The sequence below is a fragment of the Oceanobacillus sp. FSL K6-0251 genome (genome assembly GCF_038004725.1).
Taxonomy (GTDB): Bacteria; Bacillota; Bacilli; order Bacillales; family Amphibacillaceae; genus Oceanobacillus; species Oceanobacillus oncorhynchi.
Window position 1 is genome coordinate 1,336,570 of sequence record NZ_JBBORS010000001.1, and the last position, 16,095, is coordinate 1,352,664.

18 protein-coding genes and 1 pseudogene are annotated in these 16,095 nt (G+C 34.9%); 6 read left to right on the top strand and 13 right to left on the bottom strand.

Annotated elements, in window-relative coordinates:
• Nucleotides 1-90 precede the first annotated feature (90 nt).
• Entirely contained in the window at nucleotides 91-303 is a 213-nt protein-coding gene (locus tag MKY45_RS06840; RefSeq protein ID WP_033369738.1) for a hypothetical protein, read from the top strand.
• Nucleotides 304-705: 402 nt separating this feature from the next.
• On the opposite strand, the gene drcS is transcribed toward MKY45_RS06840, so the two are convergent.
• Nucleotides 706-1,731 carry a daptomycin efflux sensor histidine kinase DrcS gene (drcS, locus tag MKY45_RS06845; protein ID WP_077113179.1) on the bottom strand — a complete coding sequence of 342 codons (1,026 nt, stop codon included), beginning with the start codon at nucleotides 1,729-1,731 and terminating at the stop codon, nucleotides 706-708.
• Nucleotides 1,728-2,399, bottom strand: coding sequence for a daptomycin efflux response regulator transcription factor drcR (gene drcR, locus MKY45_RS06850; RefSeq protein ID WP_018705604.1), 672 nt, complete (start codon nucleotides 2,397-2,399; stop codon nucleotides 1,728-1,730). The genes drcS and drcR overlap by 4 nt, the downstream gene beginning before the upstream one ends.
• A 207-nt stretch (nucleotides 2,400-2,606) precedes the next feature.
• Between drcR and drcA the strand changes: the two genes are divergently transcribed.
• Nucleotides 2,607-3,374, top strand: a complete 768-nt coding sequence (drcA, locus tag MKY45_RS06855) for a daptomycin efflux ABC transporter ATP-binding protein drcA (protein ID WP_018705605.1) — start codon at nucleotides 2,607-2,609, stop codon at nucleotides 3,372-3,374.
• Nucleotides 3,361-5,286 (top strand): daptomycin efflux ABC transporter permease drcB, encoded by a 1,926-nt coding sequence (gene drcB / locus MKY45_RS06860; protein ID WP_094423637.1) that lies wholly within the window; start codon nucleotides 3,361-3,363, stop codon nucleotides 5,284-5,286. Before drcA ends, drcB begins: the two co-directional genes overlap by 14 nt.
• 205 nt (nucleotides 5,287-5,491) lie before the next feature.
• On the opposite strand, the gene MKY45_RS06865 is transcribed toward drcB, so the two are convergent.
• From MKY45_RS06865 to MKY45_RS06890, 7 genes are all read right to left on the bottom strand, one after another.
• Nucleotides 5,492-5,638 carry an SHOCT domain-containing protein gene (locus MKY45_RS06865; protein WP_091775827.1) on the bottom strand — a complete coding sequence of 49 codons (147 nt, stop codon included), beginning with the start codon at nucleotides 5,636-5,638 and terminating at the stop codon, nucleotides 5,492-5,494.
• A 374-nt stretch (nucleotides 5,639-6,012) separates the two neighbouring features.
• Nucleotides 6,013-6,267: a helix-turn-helix domain-containing protein gene (locus MKY45_RS06870; RefSeq protein ID WP_077735386.1), complete on the bottom strand. Its 255-nt coding sequence runs from the start codon at nucleotides 6,265-6,267 to the stop codon at nucleotides 6,013-6,015.
• Nucleotides 6,251-6,475, bottom strand: coding sequence for an RNA polymerase sigma factor (locus MKY45_RS23265; protein WP_445667622.1), 225 nt, complete (start codon nucleotides 6,473-6,475; stop codon nucleotides 6,251-6,253). Before MKY45_RS23265 ends, MKY45_RS06870 begins: the two co-directional genes overlap by 17 nt.
• A gap of 57 nt (nucleotides 6,476-6,532) precedes the next feature.
• Nucleotides 6,533-6,688 carry a hypothetical protein gene (locus tag MKY45_RS23270; protein ID WP_445667623.1) on the bottom strand — a complete coding sequence of 52 codons (156 nt, stop codon included), beginning with the start codon at nucleotides 6,686-6,688 and terminating at the stop codon, nucleotides 6,533-6,535.
• 468 nt (nucleotides 6,689-7,156) lie between these two features.
• Entirely contained in the window at nucleotides 7,157-8,308 is a 1,152-nt protein-coding gene (locus MKY45_RS06880) for an acyltransferase family protein (RefSeq protein ID WP_204670189.1), read from the bottom strand.
• 103 nt (nucleotides 8,309-8,411) lie between these two features.
• On the bottom strand, nucleotides 8,412-8,633 hold the full coding sequence (locus MKY45_RS06885) for a hypothetical protein (protein ID WP_042532676.1): 222 nt from the start codon (nucleotides 8,631-8,633) through the stop codon (nucleotides 8,412-8,414).
• Nucleotides 8,634-8,657: 24 nt separating this feature from the next.
• Entirely contained in the window at nucleotides 8,658-9,371 is a 714-nt protein-coding gene (locus MKY45_RS06890; RefSeq protein ID WP_204670188.1) for a GAP family protein, read from the bottom strand.
• A 96-nt stretch (nucleotides 9,372-9,467) separates the two neighbouring features.
• On the opposite strand from MKY45_RS06890, the gene MKY45_RS06895 reads away from it, so the two are divergent.
• Together MKY45_RS06895 and MKY45_RS06905 are read left to right on the top strand one after the other, a co-directional pair.
• Complete coding sequence (locus tag MKY45_RS06895) at nucleotides 9,468-10,073, top strand: TetR/AcrR family transcriptional regulator (protein WP_042532680.1); 606 nt, start codon at nucleotides 9,468-9,470, stop codon at nucleotides 10,071-10,073.
• Between the two features lie 531 nt (nucleotides 10,074-10,604).
• Nucleotides 10,605-11,348, top strand: a complete 744-nt coding sequence (locus tag MKY45_RS06905) for a hypothetical protein (RefSeq protein WP_204670187.1) — start codon at nucleotides 10,605-10,607, stop codon at nucleotides 11,346-11,348.
• 874 nt (nucleotides 11,349-12,222) lie between these two features.
• On the opposite strand, the gene MKY45_RS06910 is transcribed toward MKY45_RS06905, so the two are convergent.
• Both MKY45_RS06910 and MKY45_RS06915 read right to left on the bottom strand, forming a co-directional pair.
• Nucleotides 12,223-12,387 (bottom strand): hypothetical protein, encoded by a 165-nt coding sequence (locus tag MKY45_RS06910; protein ID WP_332094245.1) that lies wholly within the window; start codon nucleotides 12,385-12,387, stop codon nucleotides 12,223-12,225.
• 1,070 nt (nucleotides 12,388-13,457) lie between these two features.
• Nucleotides 13,458-14,210, bottom strand: coding sequence for an alpha/beta fold hydrolase (locus tag MKY45_RS06915; protein WP_256705927.1), 753 nt, complete (start codon nucleotides 14,208-14,210; stop codon nucleotides 13,458-13,460).
• A gap of 322 nt (nucleotides 14,211-14,532) precedes the next feature.
• Between MKY45_RS06915 and MKY45_RS06920 the strand changes: the two are divergent.
• Nucleotides 14,533-14,682, top strand: a pseudogene (locus MKY45_RS06920) (TetR family transcriptional regulator); the annotation flags it as partial.
• A gap of 113 nt (nucleotides 14,683-14,795) precedes the next feature.
• Here MKY45_RS06920 and MKY45_RS06925 read toward each other — a convergent pair.
• Together MKY45_RS06925 and MKY45_RS06930 are read right to left on the bottom strand one after the other, a co-directional pair.
• Nucleotides 14,796-15,065, bottom strand: a complete 270-nt coding sequence (locus tag MKY45_RS06925; RefSeq protein WP_445667624.1) for a hypothetical protein — start codon at nucleotides 15,063-15,065, stop codon at nucleotides 14,796-14,798.
• Nucleotides 15,066-15,080: 15 nt separating this feature from the next.
• Nucleotides 15,081-16,091 (bottom strand): bifunctional lytic transglycosylase/C40 family peptidase, encoded by a 1,011-nt coding sequence (locus tag MKY45_RS06930; protein ID WP_256706286.1) that lies wholly within the window; start codon nucleotides 16,089-16,091, stop codon nucleotides 15,081-15,083.
• Between the last annotated feature and the right edge of the window lie 4 nt (nucleotides 16,092-16,095).

Here is a 16,095-nt window from a genome sequence, read left to right on the forward strand (position 1 = left end):
CCACTCTTATGAAATGGAGCTCTGTCCAATCCACCATCTATTTTGTGTCCAGAATATTGGCGTAGATCCAATTATACGATTTACAGTGCTATGAACATTAATTTATTTAATAGGGTTTTTCAACACTATAATCCGAATACCCAAAAGAAAAAGAAATTCAAAGAAGTTGAAGCTACTTTCATAAAATTGTTACCTGATCAATTCCCGAATTGGGGTCAAATAGGCTATGAATGGGTTTATGAAGAAATCTATGGTGCTGACTTTTCACCACTGACTAAAGCAATGGAGGAGGGTTATTTTTAACCCTCTTTCTACACTATTTTCCGATTACCCCATAAAAATTATAACCAAATAAAAATCTTAAATAAAGTGTTTGAGCCTCAATTGATTTTCAAAAGTCATTGCATATGCATGTTAAAACCATGGATAATATTTCCCATACTTGGAACTGGAGATAAAAAGAGGACATATAACGTTGATTTATCGTGGTATTAATAAAACCATATTTGAAAAGTTCGATTAAAATATAATAAAAACCTGGTTATAGCTATTTTCAAGTACTTATTTTTTTATCAATTAATTCACTTACTATTGGCTATATTATTTAATATTTCTTAAGCCTTACGATAAACATTATTCTACTTGAACACCTTTAATTTGATACTATTTTCCGATTAACCAATTTCTTTAACCCCACCATTATACTTATAGATGATAATAATTTCTGATTTTTGGAAAGTGGATGATGACCTTCGTATATTTCCCATCTTCTGAATGAATGGAAAGGTCATGTCCTAATTTAAGAGCCATTTCTTTTGCAAGGTAGAGACCTAAACCGGTAGATTTGGCATGACTTCTCCCAATAGATCCTGTAAATCCTTTTTCAAATACGCGGCTGATATCCTCTGGCTTAATTCCAATGCCTGTATCTTGAATCTGTAGCCGCTTTTCTTTTAGATCTTCCTCAAATTGTACGGAGATTTCCCCGCCTTCACCTGTATATTTTAAAGAATTTGAAAAAACTTGATCCATAATAAAACCAAGCCATTTACTGTCGGTATGGACAACCTGTTCAATATTGTCCATATGAAAACGAATTTGCTTGTTAATAAAAGATTTGGCAAATTTCTTTACACTGTTTTTAGCAACTTGATCCAACACTACCTCGGAAATAAAATAATCTTTGGAAAAAGAATCAATGCGAGAATAATAAAGAGCCTGCTCCACGTAATTTTCGATTCTATCCAACTCATCTTCAAACTTGTCCACAAGGTATTCAACAGTTCTTCCATTACTGTTTTCCATAAGCAAGCGACCTGCCGCAATCGGAACCTTGACTTCATGAATCCAAGATGTAATAAAATCTTGATGATCCATTTTTTCGTTATACAACTTTTGTAATTGATCGCCATGCACACTATTTACTTTTTTTAATAACTCAAGATATAACAGTTGTTCATCGTTTCGCGGTTTAGGCAGAGTTGCGAGAAATTCTTCATGATTACTTTCAACCAAATCATTTAATTCCCGATAAAATTCTCTATTGTAATAGTATTCGATGATTACGTATATAGCTACAATAAAAAAGATAACCACATTGGTATATACGATATTACTTACAGTGTTTCTGGAATCTGTGCTCACAATCGTCATCAAAGAAACAAAGAACATAATGATCACGTTTAATATAAAGAAATTCCGTTTATCTTTTAGATATTGAAAGAAACTCATTGGATAATATAACCTTGTCCTTTCTTAGTCATAATGAAGTGTTCTTTTCCAAGTTCAGCAAGCTTTTTACGCAGACGAGCAATATTAACCGTCAATGTATTTTCGTCTACGAAATTTTCATTCTTCCAAAGGCTACGCATCATTTTCGTACGACTGACGATGGTTCCTTTATTTTTCATCAGGATTTTCAAAATAAGAAATTCTGTTTTCGTGAGTTCCGACTTTCGATCTCCATGTAAGGCCTCTCCGTTCTCAAGGTTTAATATAATTCCATCATGTTCGATTGTCTTAGACTGTGTTTCCATGTAGGAATACGTTCTGCGGAGGAGTGCATTAATTTTTGCAATCAATACATCCATATGGAAAGGTTTTTGAATATAATCATCTCCTCCCATGTTTATCGACATCACTATATCCATTGGTGTATCACGGGAAGAGAGAAAGATCATAGGGACCTTTGAAATTTCTCTGATTTTATTACACCAGTAAAATCCGTCAAACGATGGCAAATTGATATCCATGATGACTAGGTGAGGATCATGATTAAGAAATACCTGCATGATTTGGTCAAAGTCTTCGATCTTAACGGTTTCAAAACCCCACTTTTCTAATGTTTCCCCTACCATATCACGAATGGTCAAATCATCTTCCACAATCATGATTTTCATTCCTCTTCCCTCCAAACAATCATCCTTCTTTAACATCATATTAATTGAATATCGACCAACATACAAAGAAAATATCGTGTTTAAACATATTTTTTATCAATGTGACGAAAATGTAAGGTTACGAGATCAAGCTGTAAGTTTATATAAAGGGCACCTATTGTAAAATAAAAACGTAAAACAAAACAACTCTGAATGGAGGATTTAAATATGAAAACTATTGTCGAAGCAAAACAAATAAAAAAAGTCTATGGTGCAAAGGGAAATGTATTTTCAGCTTTGGAGGATATAGACTTAACCGTCATGGAAGGTGAATTCGTCGGTATTATGGGTCCCTCGGGTGCTGGTAAATCAACTTTACTAAATATATTGGCAACAATTGACGAGCCGACTGCTGGTGACATCGTGGTTGACGGAATCAATTTGACAAAGATGAATGAAGAGCAATTATCTGCCTTTCGCCGTGACAAACTTGGTTTCCTTTTCCAAGACTATAATTTATTAGATACTCTAACTGTGAAAGAAAATATTATCTTGCCGTTAGCCTTGGCAAAATTGAACGTTAAGGAATTGGAACGAAGAGCAGATGAAGTGGCAGATAAGTTTGGCATTCGCGACATTTTAAATAAGTACCCGTATCAAATTTCTGGGGGACAAAAGCAACGCACGGCAGCATCACGCGCGATTATTTCAAAGCCAAACCTAATATTGGCAGATGAACCAACAGGTGCGTTGGATTCGAAATCAGCAACAGACTTATTAGAAAGTTTAAAGGATCTTAATGAACAAGACAAGGCAACAATTTTAATGGTTACCCATGATGCTTATGCGGCAAGTTATTGTAATCGCGTCCTATTTATTAAAGACGGTAAAATCTTCACAGAACTTGTGAAAGGGAAAAGATCCCGCAAAGAATTTTTCAACAAGGTGTTGGATGTTCTATCAGCACTGGGGGGTGGAGCAAATGACGTTATTTAGTTTAGCAAGGAAAAATATTAAAGGTAACTTCAATAATTATTTTGTCTATTTTGTTACGCTCGTCTTCAGCATGGTTATTTATTATACGTTCACTTCCTTGCAATATAGCGAAAAAATTCAGGAAAGCATTGAATTGTCGGATACAATGAGTTTCATGTTTGGGGTATCATCAATTATCTTAATTTTATTCGTAGCAATCTTTATTTTGTACTCCAATTCATTCTTCACAAGAAAAAGGAAGAAAGAAGTCGGATTGTACGCCATACTTGGTTTACGCAAGAAAACCATTGCAAAAATGTTATTTTATGAAAATTTGATTATGGGAATCATTGCAATAGTTATTGGAATTATTCTTGGAACCTTACTTTCCAAATTATTTGCAATGATTTTAATAAAACTTATGGGTTCAATTGCCGAGGTGGACTTCGGTATTTCCATTCTAGCGATTACCCAAACAGTCATAGTCTTTATGGTCATTATTTTATTCACTTCCGTTCAAGGTTACCGTTTGATTTATCGTTTTACATTAATCGAATTATTCTATGATGAGAAAAAAGGTGAACAAATTCCAAAGGTTTCACTTATATCGGCTGTTATCGGAGTTATATTGCTTGTCGTTAGTTACTGGCTGATATTAAAACCATTTCCTGACGAATTTACTACGGAATATTTAATGAAAAATTATGGTATTGCTTTTGTTGCTCTCGTCATTGGCACCCATTTATTTTTTCGATCTGTAACGGTCTATTTATTAAGATTATCACAAAAAAATAAGTCGCGTTATTACAGAGGAACTAGAATAATTGAAACATCTCGCTTACTGTTTCGTATTAGAGGGAATGCACGTACCTTTACAGTCATTGCATTGTTGAGTTCTGCAACGATTTGTTTCTTAGGTGCAACTTACAGTGGGTATTACAGCAACGAAAAAAGAGCTGAGGAAGTTGTTCCGTTCAGCTATTCGCATTTGTCAAAAGGTCCAGAATTTGATTCGCAGGTGGAGAGAATAATAAAAGCAGATCATCGACATCCAATAAAAGCCCAACTAGACATACCCGTCATTCAGGTAAAAGGAATACTCTCATTTCAACTGGATTATGACATAAATCCTGTGCAATTAATCTCAGAAAGTACATTTAATAAAGCAGCGAATGCTTTAAATAAGGATGAAACAGTCTTACTATCAAGAAATCAAGCAGCAGTAATCCAGCCAAGGTTTACTGAATATACGAAGTCGGTTTTTAAAGGAGAAAATATAACGATTCAATTGCCTCAAGGAAGCAGCGAACTGCCATTTGTTCATATGGTTGAAAGTAATGTGCTACCTTTCGATTATCCCGATTTCTTTCTCGTAGTTAGTAACGAAATGTTTGCTGAGATAGCCAAAAAAGAGGCTCCATTAACTTATAAAGTATATGAAGTGGAAAATGAAGTAACGGCACAAGCCACTTCAAAGAAAGTAAATAAACTGGTTGGAAACGATTTTCAAGTTTCTTCATCATTTTATACTGAGTATAAGCAAGGTAAAGAAGGAAACGCAATTACTCTCTTTATTTTTGGTTTTTTGGGACTTGTATTTTTAGCGGCAAGTGGAAGTATCATTTATTTCAAACAGTTAACAGAAGCGAATGAGGCGAAAGGACACTATGAAATCCTTAGAAAAATCGGTGTCAATAAAAAGGATATACGTAAATCAATCAAAAGACAGTCATTATTTGTGTTCGGATTGCCACTAACCGTAGGAATATTGCATAGTTGTGTGACATTGTACTTTACTAGCAACTTTATTTCTAATCTAATTGGAATCAATCTTATCTTCCCTATTCTAATGGCTATAGTCTTCTTTGTTATCATCTATGCAGTCTATTATGTATTAACTGTTAATACGTACAATCGCATTGTAAACAAATAAGAGCGAAACATCTCTCGAATGTTCGGTTCGAGAGGTGTTTTGTCATGTATTCCTTTGTTAAAAAAATCCTCATTGCTCTAGAATCTAGACCGATTATATTATTGAAGTTCAATTTGAACATCCTTAAATCTTCTAACATCAAAAAATCGAATGATTGGAAATATGATAACTCCCATACAAAATGTATCGCTAATAGAAACACAATTCAGCTTGTAATATCAGAAATAACACCATATTCTTTCATTAATTTATTTTTAACCATGTAATATTCTTTCTCAGTAATCAATTTACGGGTTAGCAGTTGTTTTAACATAGCAATTTGCATACTATAAGGAATCAAATTCTGTTTCAAAAAACACGCCCCCTTATAATTAATCAATTAAAAATCAGACGGCTGTTGGTACAGCTCCACGGGAATTTCACCCCTGCAAGTATTTCTTCCAGCCCTACTCATAGCTTGCGACGCTTTGAACGCTCGAACCATGACGATAGGGGAGTATCATTATCCTAACTGATGGGTTATCGCCAGCAATCCACCACGATTGCATTAGATTCATAGATTATCGCTCGTTTCTAACGAAAGTCGTGGCGTATGAATCAAGTGGCTCGTCATCAGTAGAATGTATCTGATTTTTTAGTTTATACTGCACAGCGTTATCTTCCGTGCTTTCTTTGTCAAAGAACAAATATATGATTAATGAAAGGGAAAACCTAACCATTCTGTATTCAAATTTTGAAAGCTAAAACAGATTGCATAAGCTTCGCTCGTAAGCGTTCGCGTGTATCTTCATCGATGCCCCAATAAGTGTTTCCTTGTTCATCACGGAGCTTACGCATGGATAGGCTTGTCATATAGCTTCCATAATGTAGAACAACTACTTTCATTGCTTCTGGCTCACCCTTATTTGCAGCTAAAATAATTGGGTACGGCAATAAACCACGCTCGTTGTTTCCAACATTAGAATTAATCACTCCATTCATCTGCATGTTCCTCCAAAAATTGTCTTAACCTTTTGAAAGAGCTTGTCCTCCTATACTGAACGGTACTACGTGGAATATCGAGTAGTTCAGCTATTTCTACATCTGATTTGTCAAAAAAGTAGTATAAAAGGACAGTCTTACGCTTTTCTTTTGGCAAAGTACGCAACGCTTCAGCGAGTAATTTCGGAGTTATTTTCTTTCCAGCCACTTGAAAACTTTGTCCTTCTTCTCCTTCATATTGCTTATCTAAGGTATAGAGTTGATTTTATTCTTGTGGTGTGAGATCAGAAAATGTCATCTCCTTTGCTTGTCGTTGTTGTCTTTCGTTGAAAATATTAATTGCTTCATTCTTCAATACACGTTTACAAAAAGCATTAAATGCACAGCAAACTTGCCACTCGGTACGATCTGGTTCTATCATGCATTTCCTCTCCCTTCGCAACTGCAAAGGTGGGTGATGATTTCCCCTTTCATAACCTTCAACAAGATTTTTTATGAAATGCCAAAAATAAAAGCAATATTTTTAAAAAAATATTCATTAAATACAAAAAAGCCCAACTGAACATAAGCCAGGTGGGAGTAAAAATTTATACATATTATTAAATGGAAAATTCTATTTCAAAAAGTTGAAAGCCTTAGTTCAAGAAGAAAACAAATTACGACAAAACAAAAAGTAAAAGTAGTATATGAGCTAAGGCACGATTATCCTGTGAAGGCATTACTCAAAATTGTCGGTATTCCACGTAACACTTATTATTATAAAATTAATACTTTTAAGCACTCAGATAAAAATTCAAAGTAGAAAGGCTCATTAGTTCTATTTTTGAAAAGCATAAGGGCAGATATGGTTATCGTCGTATCCTCTTTTTTTCTTTAAAACTCACCATCCCTAAAGAATCTTTGACACAAAGGGAATCTGCCTAATTATATAACCTAACAAGAAGCAAAGTGGTATCGTGATCAGAATCGTAGCTAGAAATATGAAGGATGGTGGAAAGTGGATGACCTTCAATCCAGCTATAACAATAGCGATAATCGGTATATGAATGATATAAATCACGAAGGAATGGGCTGACAAGAAGCTCCAACCTTTTCCCTGAAGAAAAACTCTTTTGCGAAAGAATATGATTAATCCGAGAATGACGCCAACACAAAATAGAGCTTCCCACAGAGAATAAACCAAAGATGTCCAGTTCCAGCCGCCAGAAAACTGTAATCCGTCTACCCCAAATATCAAGACTAAGGGAAGGAGAAGAATCGATGCTCCAATTGCAATTCCAAAACCCGCCCTCCCCATAGAATCAGGAGTATTTCGAAACCAATTGCGTTGGTAAGCGATGATGCCCAAAATGAATAGCCCGACATATTGCGGGAGATCATAGCCGCTTGCTGTAAAAAGTCCAACGAATGATTGAACCCCGGGAGACCCACCGGGTAAATCAAGAGCAGGGACCCACAGTCTTATGATGAAGTATCCTACTGATAATATCATGACAAAGACTGTAAACATCCTGTAGGTGGGTGGCGTACTCTGACGAACTACTGATAGCTTATTTTTACTCATAAATTTCGCCCAGACTGCGTATAAACAAACGAATACGAAAAGTAGCTCGACGTACCACATCGGCCCGTAAGTTAAATGTGAAAAATAGGTTTGCCATGTAAATGGCTCCTGGTTAAGCATATAGACTTCAATTGATTGAACTTGGCTAAGAATGAGAACGTAGAAGATAAACGGGACTAGGAACCGGATGAATCTATCTTTGATAAATCGGGTTGCTCCATTACGTTCAAAAGATGAAGGAACAAAATATCCGGAAATAAGAAAAAACGTCCCCATGAAAAAAGTCTGATTAAAAGCAAGGAATAGAAGGCCCATAACAGCCCCAATAGATCCTTGTGATAATACCTCGTTATAGATGGAAAAATACACTAAATGATGTAGCACTACTAACATTGTAAGAGCTGCCCTTAGGTTATCGATAAAGTATAACCGACCTTCCTTTTGGAGAGACGAGCTCCCTATATGTCTTGAATTCATAATAATTCTTATGTTCCCCTCTATGAATATTTAAAAATATATCTCAACGGAGCATCCGCCAAACTGGACGGCTATGTATAAGCCGTACTATTTGCTTTATATTTTAATTTTCTCTTTTAGTTGATCCATCTATTTTCCAAGAGGCTAAACCTATGATTCCGCCAACTACAATAAATATAATGTCCATAACAATTTCAAATCCCTGAAACGCATCAATATAATTTACCAAAAACCAACTTTTTCCACCATTAGTCAAATGATTGATTAATCCGCCTACTCCCTGTATAACAAAAAGTAGACCAAGTCCACTGATTATTTCTTTCATGATGAACACCTCATTAATAATTTTTTAATTTAATATGCCTCTAAGACCGATATTGAAAAAAACCGCACCTACTACTCCTATCGCTACCAACAGTGAGGAAATCGGAGCTTCATTTAATTTTGATCTAATTTTATTTAGAAATTGTTGCAGTCTCTCTTTAAACATAATATTTACCCCTAACAAAAGAAGAGAAGGAAGCACCATTACAAGATTGTAGCCAATTATAATAAAGATAGAAGAGGAAGGCTCAATTGTTAGGTGATTCATTAACAAAATTGAATAAAAGTAAGGCAAGGCAGTTACAAATTCAATTAGAAAAACAATGATACCTAACATGATCATCCCTTTCATCGTTGTTTTTTGGGGTATAAATGAAATTAAACGTTTTTTTGTATTATCATTTGGTTTACAGAAGCTAATTAGAGCCATAACTGCTCCAAAAAGGAGATAAAACCAATTGATAAAGTCAAATTCAGATAATTTTCCGATTCCTTTCAATAGTGAATCTCCACCAAAGTATAGGAATAAGCCCACTACGAAGTAGCCAAACTGCGTAATAAACAAAAAACCAAGCAAGCGAGAAGATAATTGATTAGGCTGTGTCAATAATAAATAAGCTGTTACAGCAAGTACACCAGGACTTAATATATCAATTAATGCGCAAATAGAAATAATTAGCAAAGCTATCGATGTGTCTATTGATGAAGAAGGCATCAATGCTTCAATACTTTCGATCAAATATAGAGTCCCTCCTTTTTATATGTTATAATTTAAATAACACAGTGTGTTAAAGTTATAATAACACACTGTGTTAAGAAAGGGAAGTGATCTTTTATGGCAAGGATTGTTAATCATGAAAAAAAGAGGAAGTCAATTGCTGAGGCCGCTTGGAGTATTATTAAGAAAGAGGGAATCGAAAAAGCATCTATAAGAAGAGTTGCTATTGAAGCAGGTATGTCTGCTGGAGCGTTAAGACATTATTTTTCAACTAAGGATGAAATGTTATTATTTATCATGGATTATTATCTGGAAGAAGGGAAAAAACGTTCTCAAAGTAAAAGTTGGTCAGACAATCCATTGCAGGCGGTTGCGGAAGTTTTATTAGAGCTTATACCAATTGATGAAGAAAAGAAAATCGAAACGAGTGTTTGGTGGATCCTTGCACTTCAGTCACTTACAAGTGATACTTTAAAAGAAAAAAAAGATGAAATGACTAACGGTATGTATGAATTAGCAAGTTCAATGATCGAGATATTAGCTCTACAAGGGATTTTATCTGATTCAACTAATGTAAAATTAGAAAAGAGTAGGCTAGCGGCATTAATTGATGGATTGTCCATTCATGCTCTGTTAAGACCTGATGTCTATTCTCCAGAAAAGGTAAAGGAAGTAATCCGTTACCATTTAGAAACACTCTGCAATGAAAGTCAATTGAGTTAGTTGATCATGTATTAATATTATTCAATGAGTTAGTAGATTTTGTTTTTTTTTTTTAATTGATTTTTTTCACTTAAAAGCTGCAATAGCCGAGCAAGGAGTGACCCAAATTTGGCAACTACTATTGTGTTAAAAAAAGCAGATTAGTGGAAGAGTTTATATTCGAATCGATGTTCTTGTACCGATTTTTCTCTGTTTTTGAACTCAAAGAAAAAAGCAAGTGGCCTAAAAGACACACCATCTGGCCAGCCAAGTGTGAGCATACGAAATCCCTTGAAAACCTTCCAGTTGTGTGGTTCTTCATTCTGATAAACAGTTCAATCTCCTTACTTCGATTAGATGAAAATAAGGAGGATGATTCTGAACCTCAAGAGAAGACAAAAAGAAGAAAGCTAACCCAATGCTTGTTTTATTCACGTTGGCCGTGGCCAGTTAATAAATGAAAGTCGTTTAGTAACTGTTATGCAACTGTAAACCCGTTAAGATTATATCATTGTCGATTAACAAAGTATTGTGCTAGGAGGAGAAAAAATTATGTTCAATGAAAGAAGTATATTACAAAATGATATAGACTCATTCCCAGGAAGATGGTTAGGAGGGCTTTCTTTAATAATAGCTCCTATCTTATTAGTTATTTCTGCACTGCTTAGAATACAATATAATTTCTTTTTCCCTGATCAGTTAGCAGCTTATGATACACATCCAACCTTAATGCTCATATCCTATAGTCTATTTTTAATTGGAATGATTTTATTATTTCCAGCTATTTTAATCCTTGTACAGTTAATTAGTAAAAAAAAGCCACGTCTAGGTCTTTGGGGTGGTTTATTAGTAATTGTTGGTTTATTTGCAAGGGCATTCCACTCGGGAGTAGATCACTTCGCTTTTCAAATTGTAGAAATTGAAAATGTTGAAGTAGCTACAAATTTTGTTGGCGAGTTTTACGGTATGTTCAATGTTGTTAATATATTAAATTTTTCTATCCTTCTTGGCTGGATTGTATTAGCTATAGGAGCATATCTGTCTAAGGTTTTTGGGTGGTTTCGATCACTTGCTTTAGGAATGATGTTTGTCTTAGCATTGGGTGTACTAAAAGGAACAAATATGACAACGATAATCTCACTAACAGGACTCTGCATAGCTCTTCCTCCTTTAGGTGTTCAAGTTTTGAAAAGTGGGAGTAAGCCCAAATTGAAAACCGTACTTTTTTACGTAATTATTATTGTATTGGTGCTCAGTTCGTGGTTATTCATGAGTGAAATGGAAAGACCTAATTAAATTCATATTGTGTTTATTACAATTAGAGGTATATGTAAAAGGTGCTTTTGTTGATGTAATAGGACTTCCCTAATCGACAGGAGCTTTGCATCTCTTTCACATTTCAATTTTCCACAATCGGGCGCTATTCTTATAAAGAAATTAGCCCATTTAAGACCATTTTCTTTGTGAATCTGATGTGGATTTGAAAAAATTGTTATTAATTCAAGTTTCGGACATGAAAAATAAGCTCTAACGATTGGTATGAAAGGGATAGGTGCAATTCTATTATCTTACAATCAACCGGATATCAGATAGCAAATTGAAGTGCTAAGAGAACAAAAGGAAAGCCATACACGTACAAAAAGTTAAAAACAGATAACGGATAAAGGTAAGGCTCTCCTCCTGGCAGCAAAGAATGAGCGTATCAAAAAACTTGAAGAGGAAAACAGACAGCTCAAAAGTGAACTAAAAAGCTTCGTGGGAAGCTTTATGGGACACTTTTAGAGTAAAGATACACAATGTCACAGAGATTTACCCATGTACACTCATTATTCTCATGGCGCAGTTTCATCCGATGGCAATATTGACCAACTGATTCAATAATTCCGTGCAGTATCAATTGATCATAAGGGTGAAAAACCTTTACATAGATGTTTGTTTACTGGTCTATAGCATCAGAAATCGTTCTAGCAACCTCTTCGATTCGCTAAACATAAGGAAAATGCAACGTGAACTAACGTTTCCCTTCCTCATTTTTGCAAGTCATAATTTGCCCTGTAGGGTTATGTATTTCTGGCACCATTTGTACCATCGTATTGAGTAATGTTAATTCGTTACTATTAGCACTAAAAGTAAGTGGAGGCATATTCAGATGAGGTTGCGACACTAACAATTAGCGTTTTAATCTCGCATCTTCTAAAATCTGAATTATATCAAATGTTTCATTAGCAAGTGTAAGAGCTTCTTTTTTTGATAAATGAAGCCCTCGCTCAAACTCTTTATCTCTATCTCTTTTATCTGCTACATTAAAAAATACTGTTTCAAGTCGTTGAGGCACTGGACCTTTTATATGTGATATTAGATTTGCTATGGTTACTCTCTGGAGTTGGATGTCATAGTCTTCTTCTGAAAATTGTTTAATTGCTTGATAAACCCATTTTTTCAGATATACATTTTTCCAACATACTATCAATAAGTAAGATAGAAATATCCAATGAGCAACTTACTTTCAAGTACTAGTTTGAAATACTATTATACCTATTTCTACGTGGTAAAATAAATTCCCTTCTTAGCTACCTGCTAGTTCGCTTAAAAACTTCAACAAAAAAGCATTAATTCTTACTCAATTAACTCCTTTAACAGAATATGGATGCCTTGGCATTCCTTTCAGATTTTTAAGTAAATATGTTCGGCTGTAAGAATGATGAAAAAATTGACATTTACGCGATATTAAAGAGAGTTTTATTTATACCGGAAAAACTTATCATAATCATCAATTTGATCCGGACTTATTCCAGTTTTATTAATCGCTTCTTGTTGAAATGAATTATTGCAACTTTTACATATATAGTATTTATTTTCTCCTTTCTTGATTTTATAATATTGTGAATCAGAATGATTAATCGTAAATTTATTTTTGCAGAAAAAACATATAGTATCCAACATATTTTTTCACACTTCCTATCAGATTTTTATTGAAAAGTAACTATTTTTTAAACCTATGATTCAAAATGTGAATTTTTCCTCTAATTTACTGCCATTCTAAACTAATTTATTTTTAACTTCAACAAGTTACAAGCTTATCCGTGAACTGTATTTTTACTAAAAATATGACGGCTATGCCTGTAATGGAAGGAAAAGCTGTAATATAATAAAGCTACTTCATGCAACTGTTCAACAAAATGCTCTTTGAAGTGTAGCTCGTTATAACACAAACGGACTATAACTTCAAAGGCATATTCAATGTATTTCATCTACCTCAAGCCATTTAGGAGTCTCAAACTTAAATGATAAGTAGTCTTTAAAGACTTTCTGACGGTAACCACATTAAGGATAACGTTATAGTGGGTCGATTGCTTCCACTTGCGATTTTCCCGAACCTGATCCCTTATCTGTGTTTTCGTGATATTACCATTCTAGTAAGTTCAAAAAATGACTGATGTGGTCGGAAACGTCCTCAGGATGGGTCAAAGTGATGATGTGATTAGCACCAGGTATACGCACAAAGTTAATATTGGGAATTTCCTTATATAATTGTGCGATTTTAAAGAGATCTTCTGAGTCCTTCTCGCCTATGATAAAAAGTGTCTTCGTTTTAATTTCTCCCAATCTTTCCATCGCTGAATTAGAGGAAACAGTTTCGAATGTTTTCCAATCAAAGGTCTTTTGAATATTGTGTATCATCATTTCGCGCAATAAATCGTATGCTTTTCCCAAAGAAACGCTCCAGGAAGGCTCGCTTAATATTATATTAGTCATTTTCTCAACATCTGGTGCAGCTTTAGAAACTCGGCTCTCTAATTCCGCATGTTCGGAAGAAAATTTAAACCCCGACAGGCCTGGAGCGACCAATACCAGTTGAGACACCCTTTTTGGATAGGTCAGAGTAAAATCAGTTGCAATTTGTCCACCTAGGGAATGTCCAACGAGGGCACCTTTCTTAATTTTAAGATGATCCAAGAGTTTTCTAAGATCCTTAACATAATCAATGGGTTCATTCGGAACAGGTGACTTCCCTGCACCCCGGACATCAAGAGTGATCACTTTGAACGACTTTGAAAGATGTGGTGTGATGAATTCCCAGTCACGTGAATCCATAGCTCCACTATGAAGTAGTATAACTGGCTTTCCTCTTCCTTTAATTTCGTAATGAAGATCCATCTATTTCAATCTCCTTTCCCTGAAAAAAGTAGGCATTGCCCATGACTATCTTCGTTTCATTTCTAAGATTCCTTTTCTTATCTCCCAAACTGTTCACAAAACCATTTAATAAACTTGTTCGGTTAAAAAGGAAGTTTAATGCACCATTACAAATGATTTAATTGCTCAAGAAGGTCCTATTTCACCACTTTTATAATGCCCATCCGCTTTAATGTTCCAATAAGTGATTTCAAGAATTTAAATATCCCCCCTTATTTATTTCACACACTGTGATGAAATGATAATAACACAGTGTGTGAAATAAAAGCAAGAGGTGATTTGAGTGCCGAAAATAGTTGGTCATGGTCACAAAAGAAAAATGATCGCTGAAACAGCTTGGAAAATTATTGAAACGGAAGGCATTGAAAAAGCATCTATCCGAAGAATTGCATCTGAAGCTGGAATGTCTACCGGAGCAATTGATCAAATCTTTATTCTAAAGCTACAGTAAATAAACTAAAACATTTTTACTCGACAATCATCCAATTTGTATCTTTTTCTAACGTGAGTATATATTGTGAAAAATGTGCTGCTTTTGTTGCTTCGTCAATATGTGTAGTAATCTTTCACAAAGTTTTTCGTAAAGCTCTCAATCGCATTCGTATCGATGATCTCGTTTTCAATGATTTCTTTTTCATGAACGGTATGTTGATCAATTGCTGTAAAGTTTTTATAGATTCCAAAGGCTAGACTACCAATAAGTAATATCCATAAAAGAGTTACTGTTTTTTTACGTGTACCGACAGTCCGTACTTTCATTTTTCTGGATTTTGTTTCGGTCGTTTGTTTTTCTTTTCTTTTAAAAAATCTTCTCATCTGATTCAAACCTTTCTATTGTTTAATACGTCCAGCTCCAATTAAGTGCTTTTGCCAGTAGGCAGTAGTTAAATCTGCATAACCGATTGGATCGCCAGCATTATACATTTGGTTGTTCCCAGTGTAGATACCAACGTGAGTGACATAAGTTCCTGCATTATATGTTGAGTGAAAAAACACTAAATCCCCAGGTTTTGCTTCCGATAAAGGAATCGACTCGGTTGCGTCATATTGCTGCTGTGCTGTTCGGGGCAAATTAATCCCAGCTTTCCGATAACTCCATTGTGTTAATCCACTACAATCAAAAGATGTATTTGGATTCGCACCACCAAAAACATAGGGGAAACCTTCATACTTTAGGGCTTCATCCATAACAATCTGAACCATTTCATCATCAAACTGAGGGGAAATAAAATACTGACTCACTAAATCGACATAAAACATATTTCCGTAAAGATAACGCCAGCCACCGTTTTTCTTTACGGCTATCGGATTGGAATAAGTGATTTTACTGCCGCCTGACCGTTCCTTTGCAAAGCTTTCAGCTAGTTCAAAAGAGTAAGAGCTTCCTCGTTTTGCGACATAATCAATAAAAGCACCGCCATAGTTGTAGCCTTGAATAGCTGTATTGCCATCAACACCATTTCTTTCTGCGGAGTGTAATAAATCAGAAAAGTATTTTGTTCCTTGTTTAATAGAAGCTTCGGTATCTAAAGAATTGGGCGGAAGCCCCAACGATTCACTACTCTGCATCACATCTTTTAACTTTCCACCACTTTCTACTTGGATAATGGCAAGTAGGGTAGAGACATATTCACTAATTCCGTATTCTTGTGCATATTTTTCTACCATTGGCTGATGTTTTAACACATCTTCGGAGACCGATATATCACCTATATCATGAATGAAATCCCCGCTATCTGATGAATGTTCTTCATTTGATATAAAAATAGCTACAAATGCTAATAGCCCTAAAAAAGCAAGAAAGCCTAATCCCCCAGCAATTAACATGATTTTTATTCTCATAACC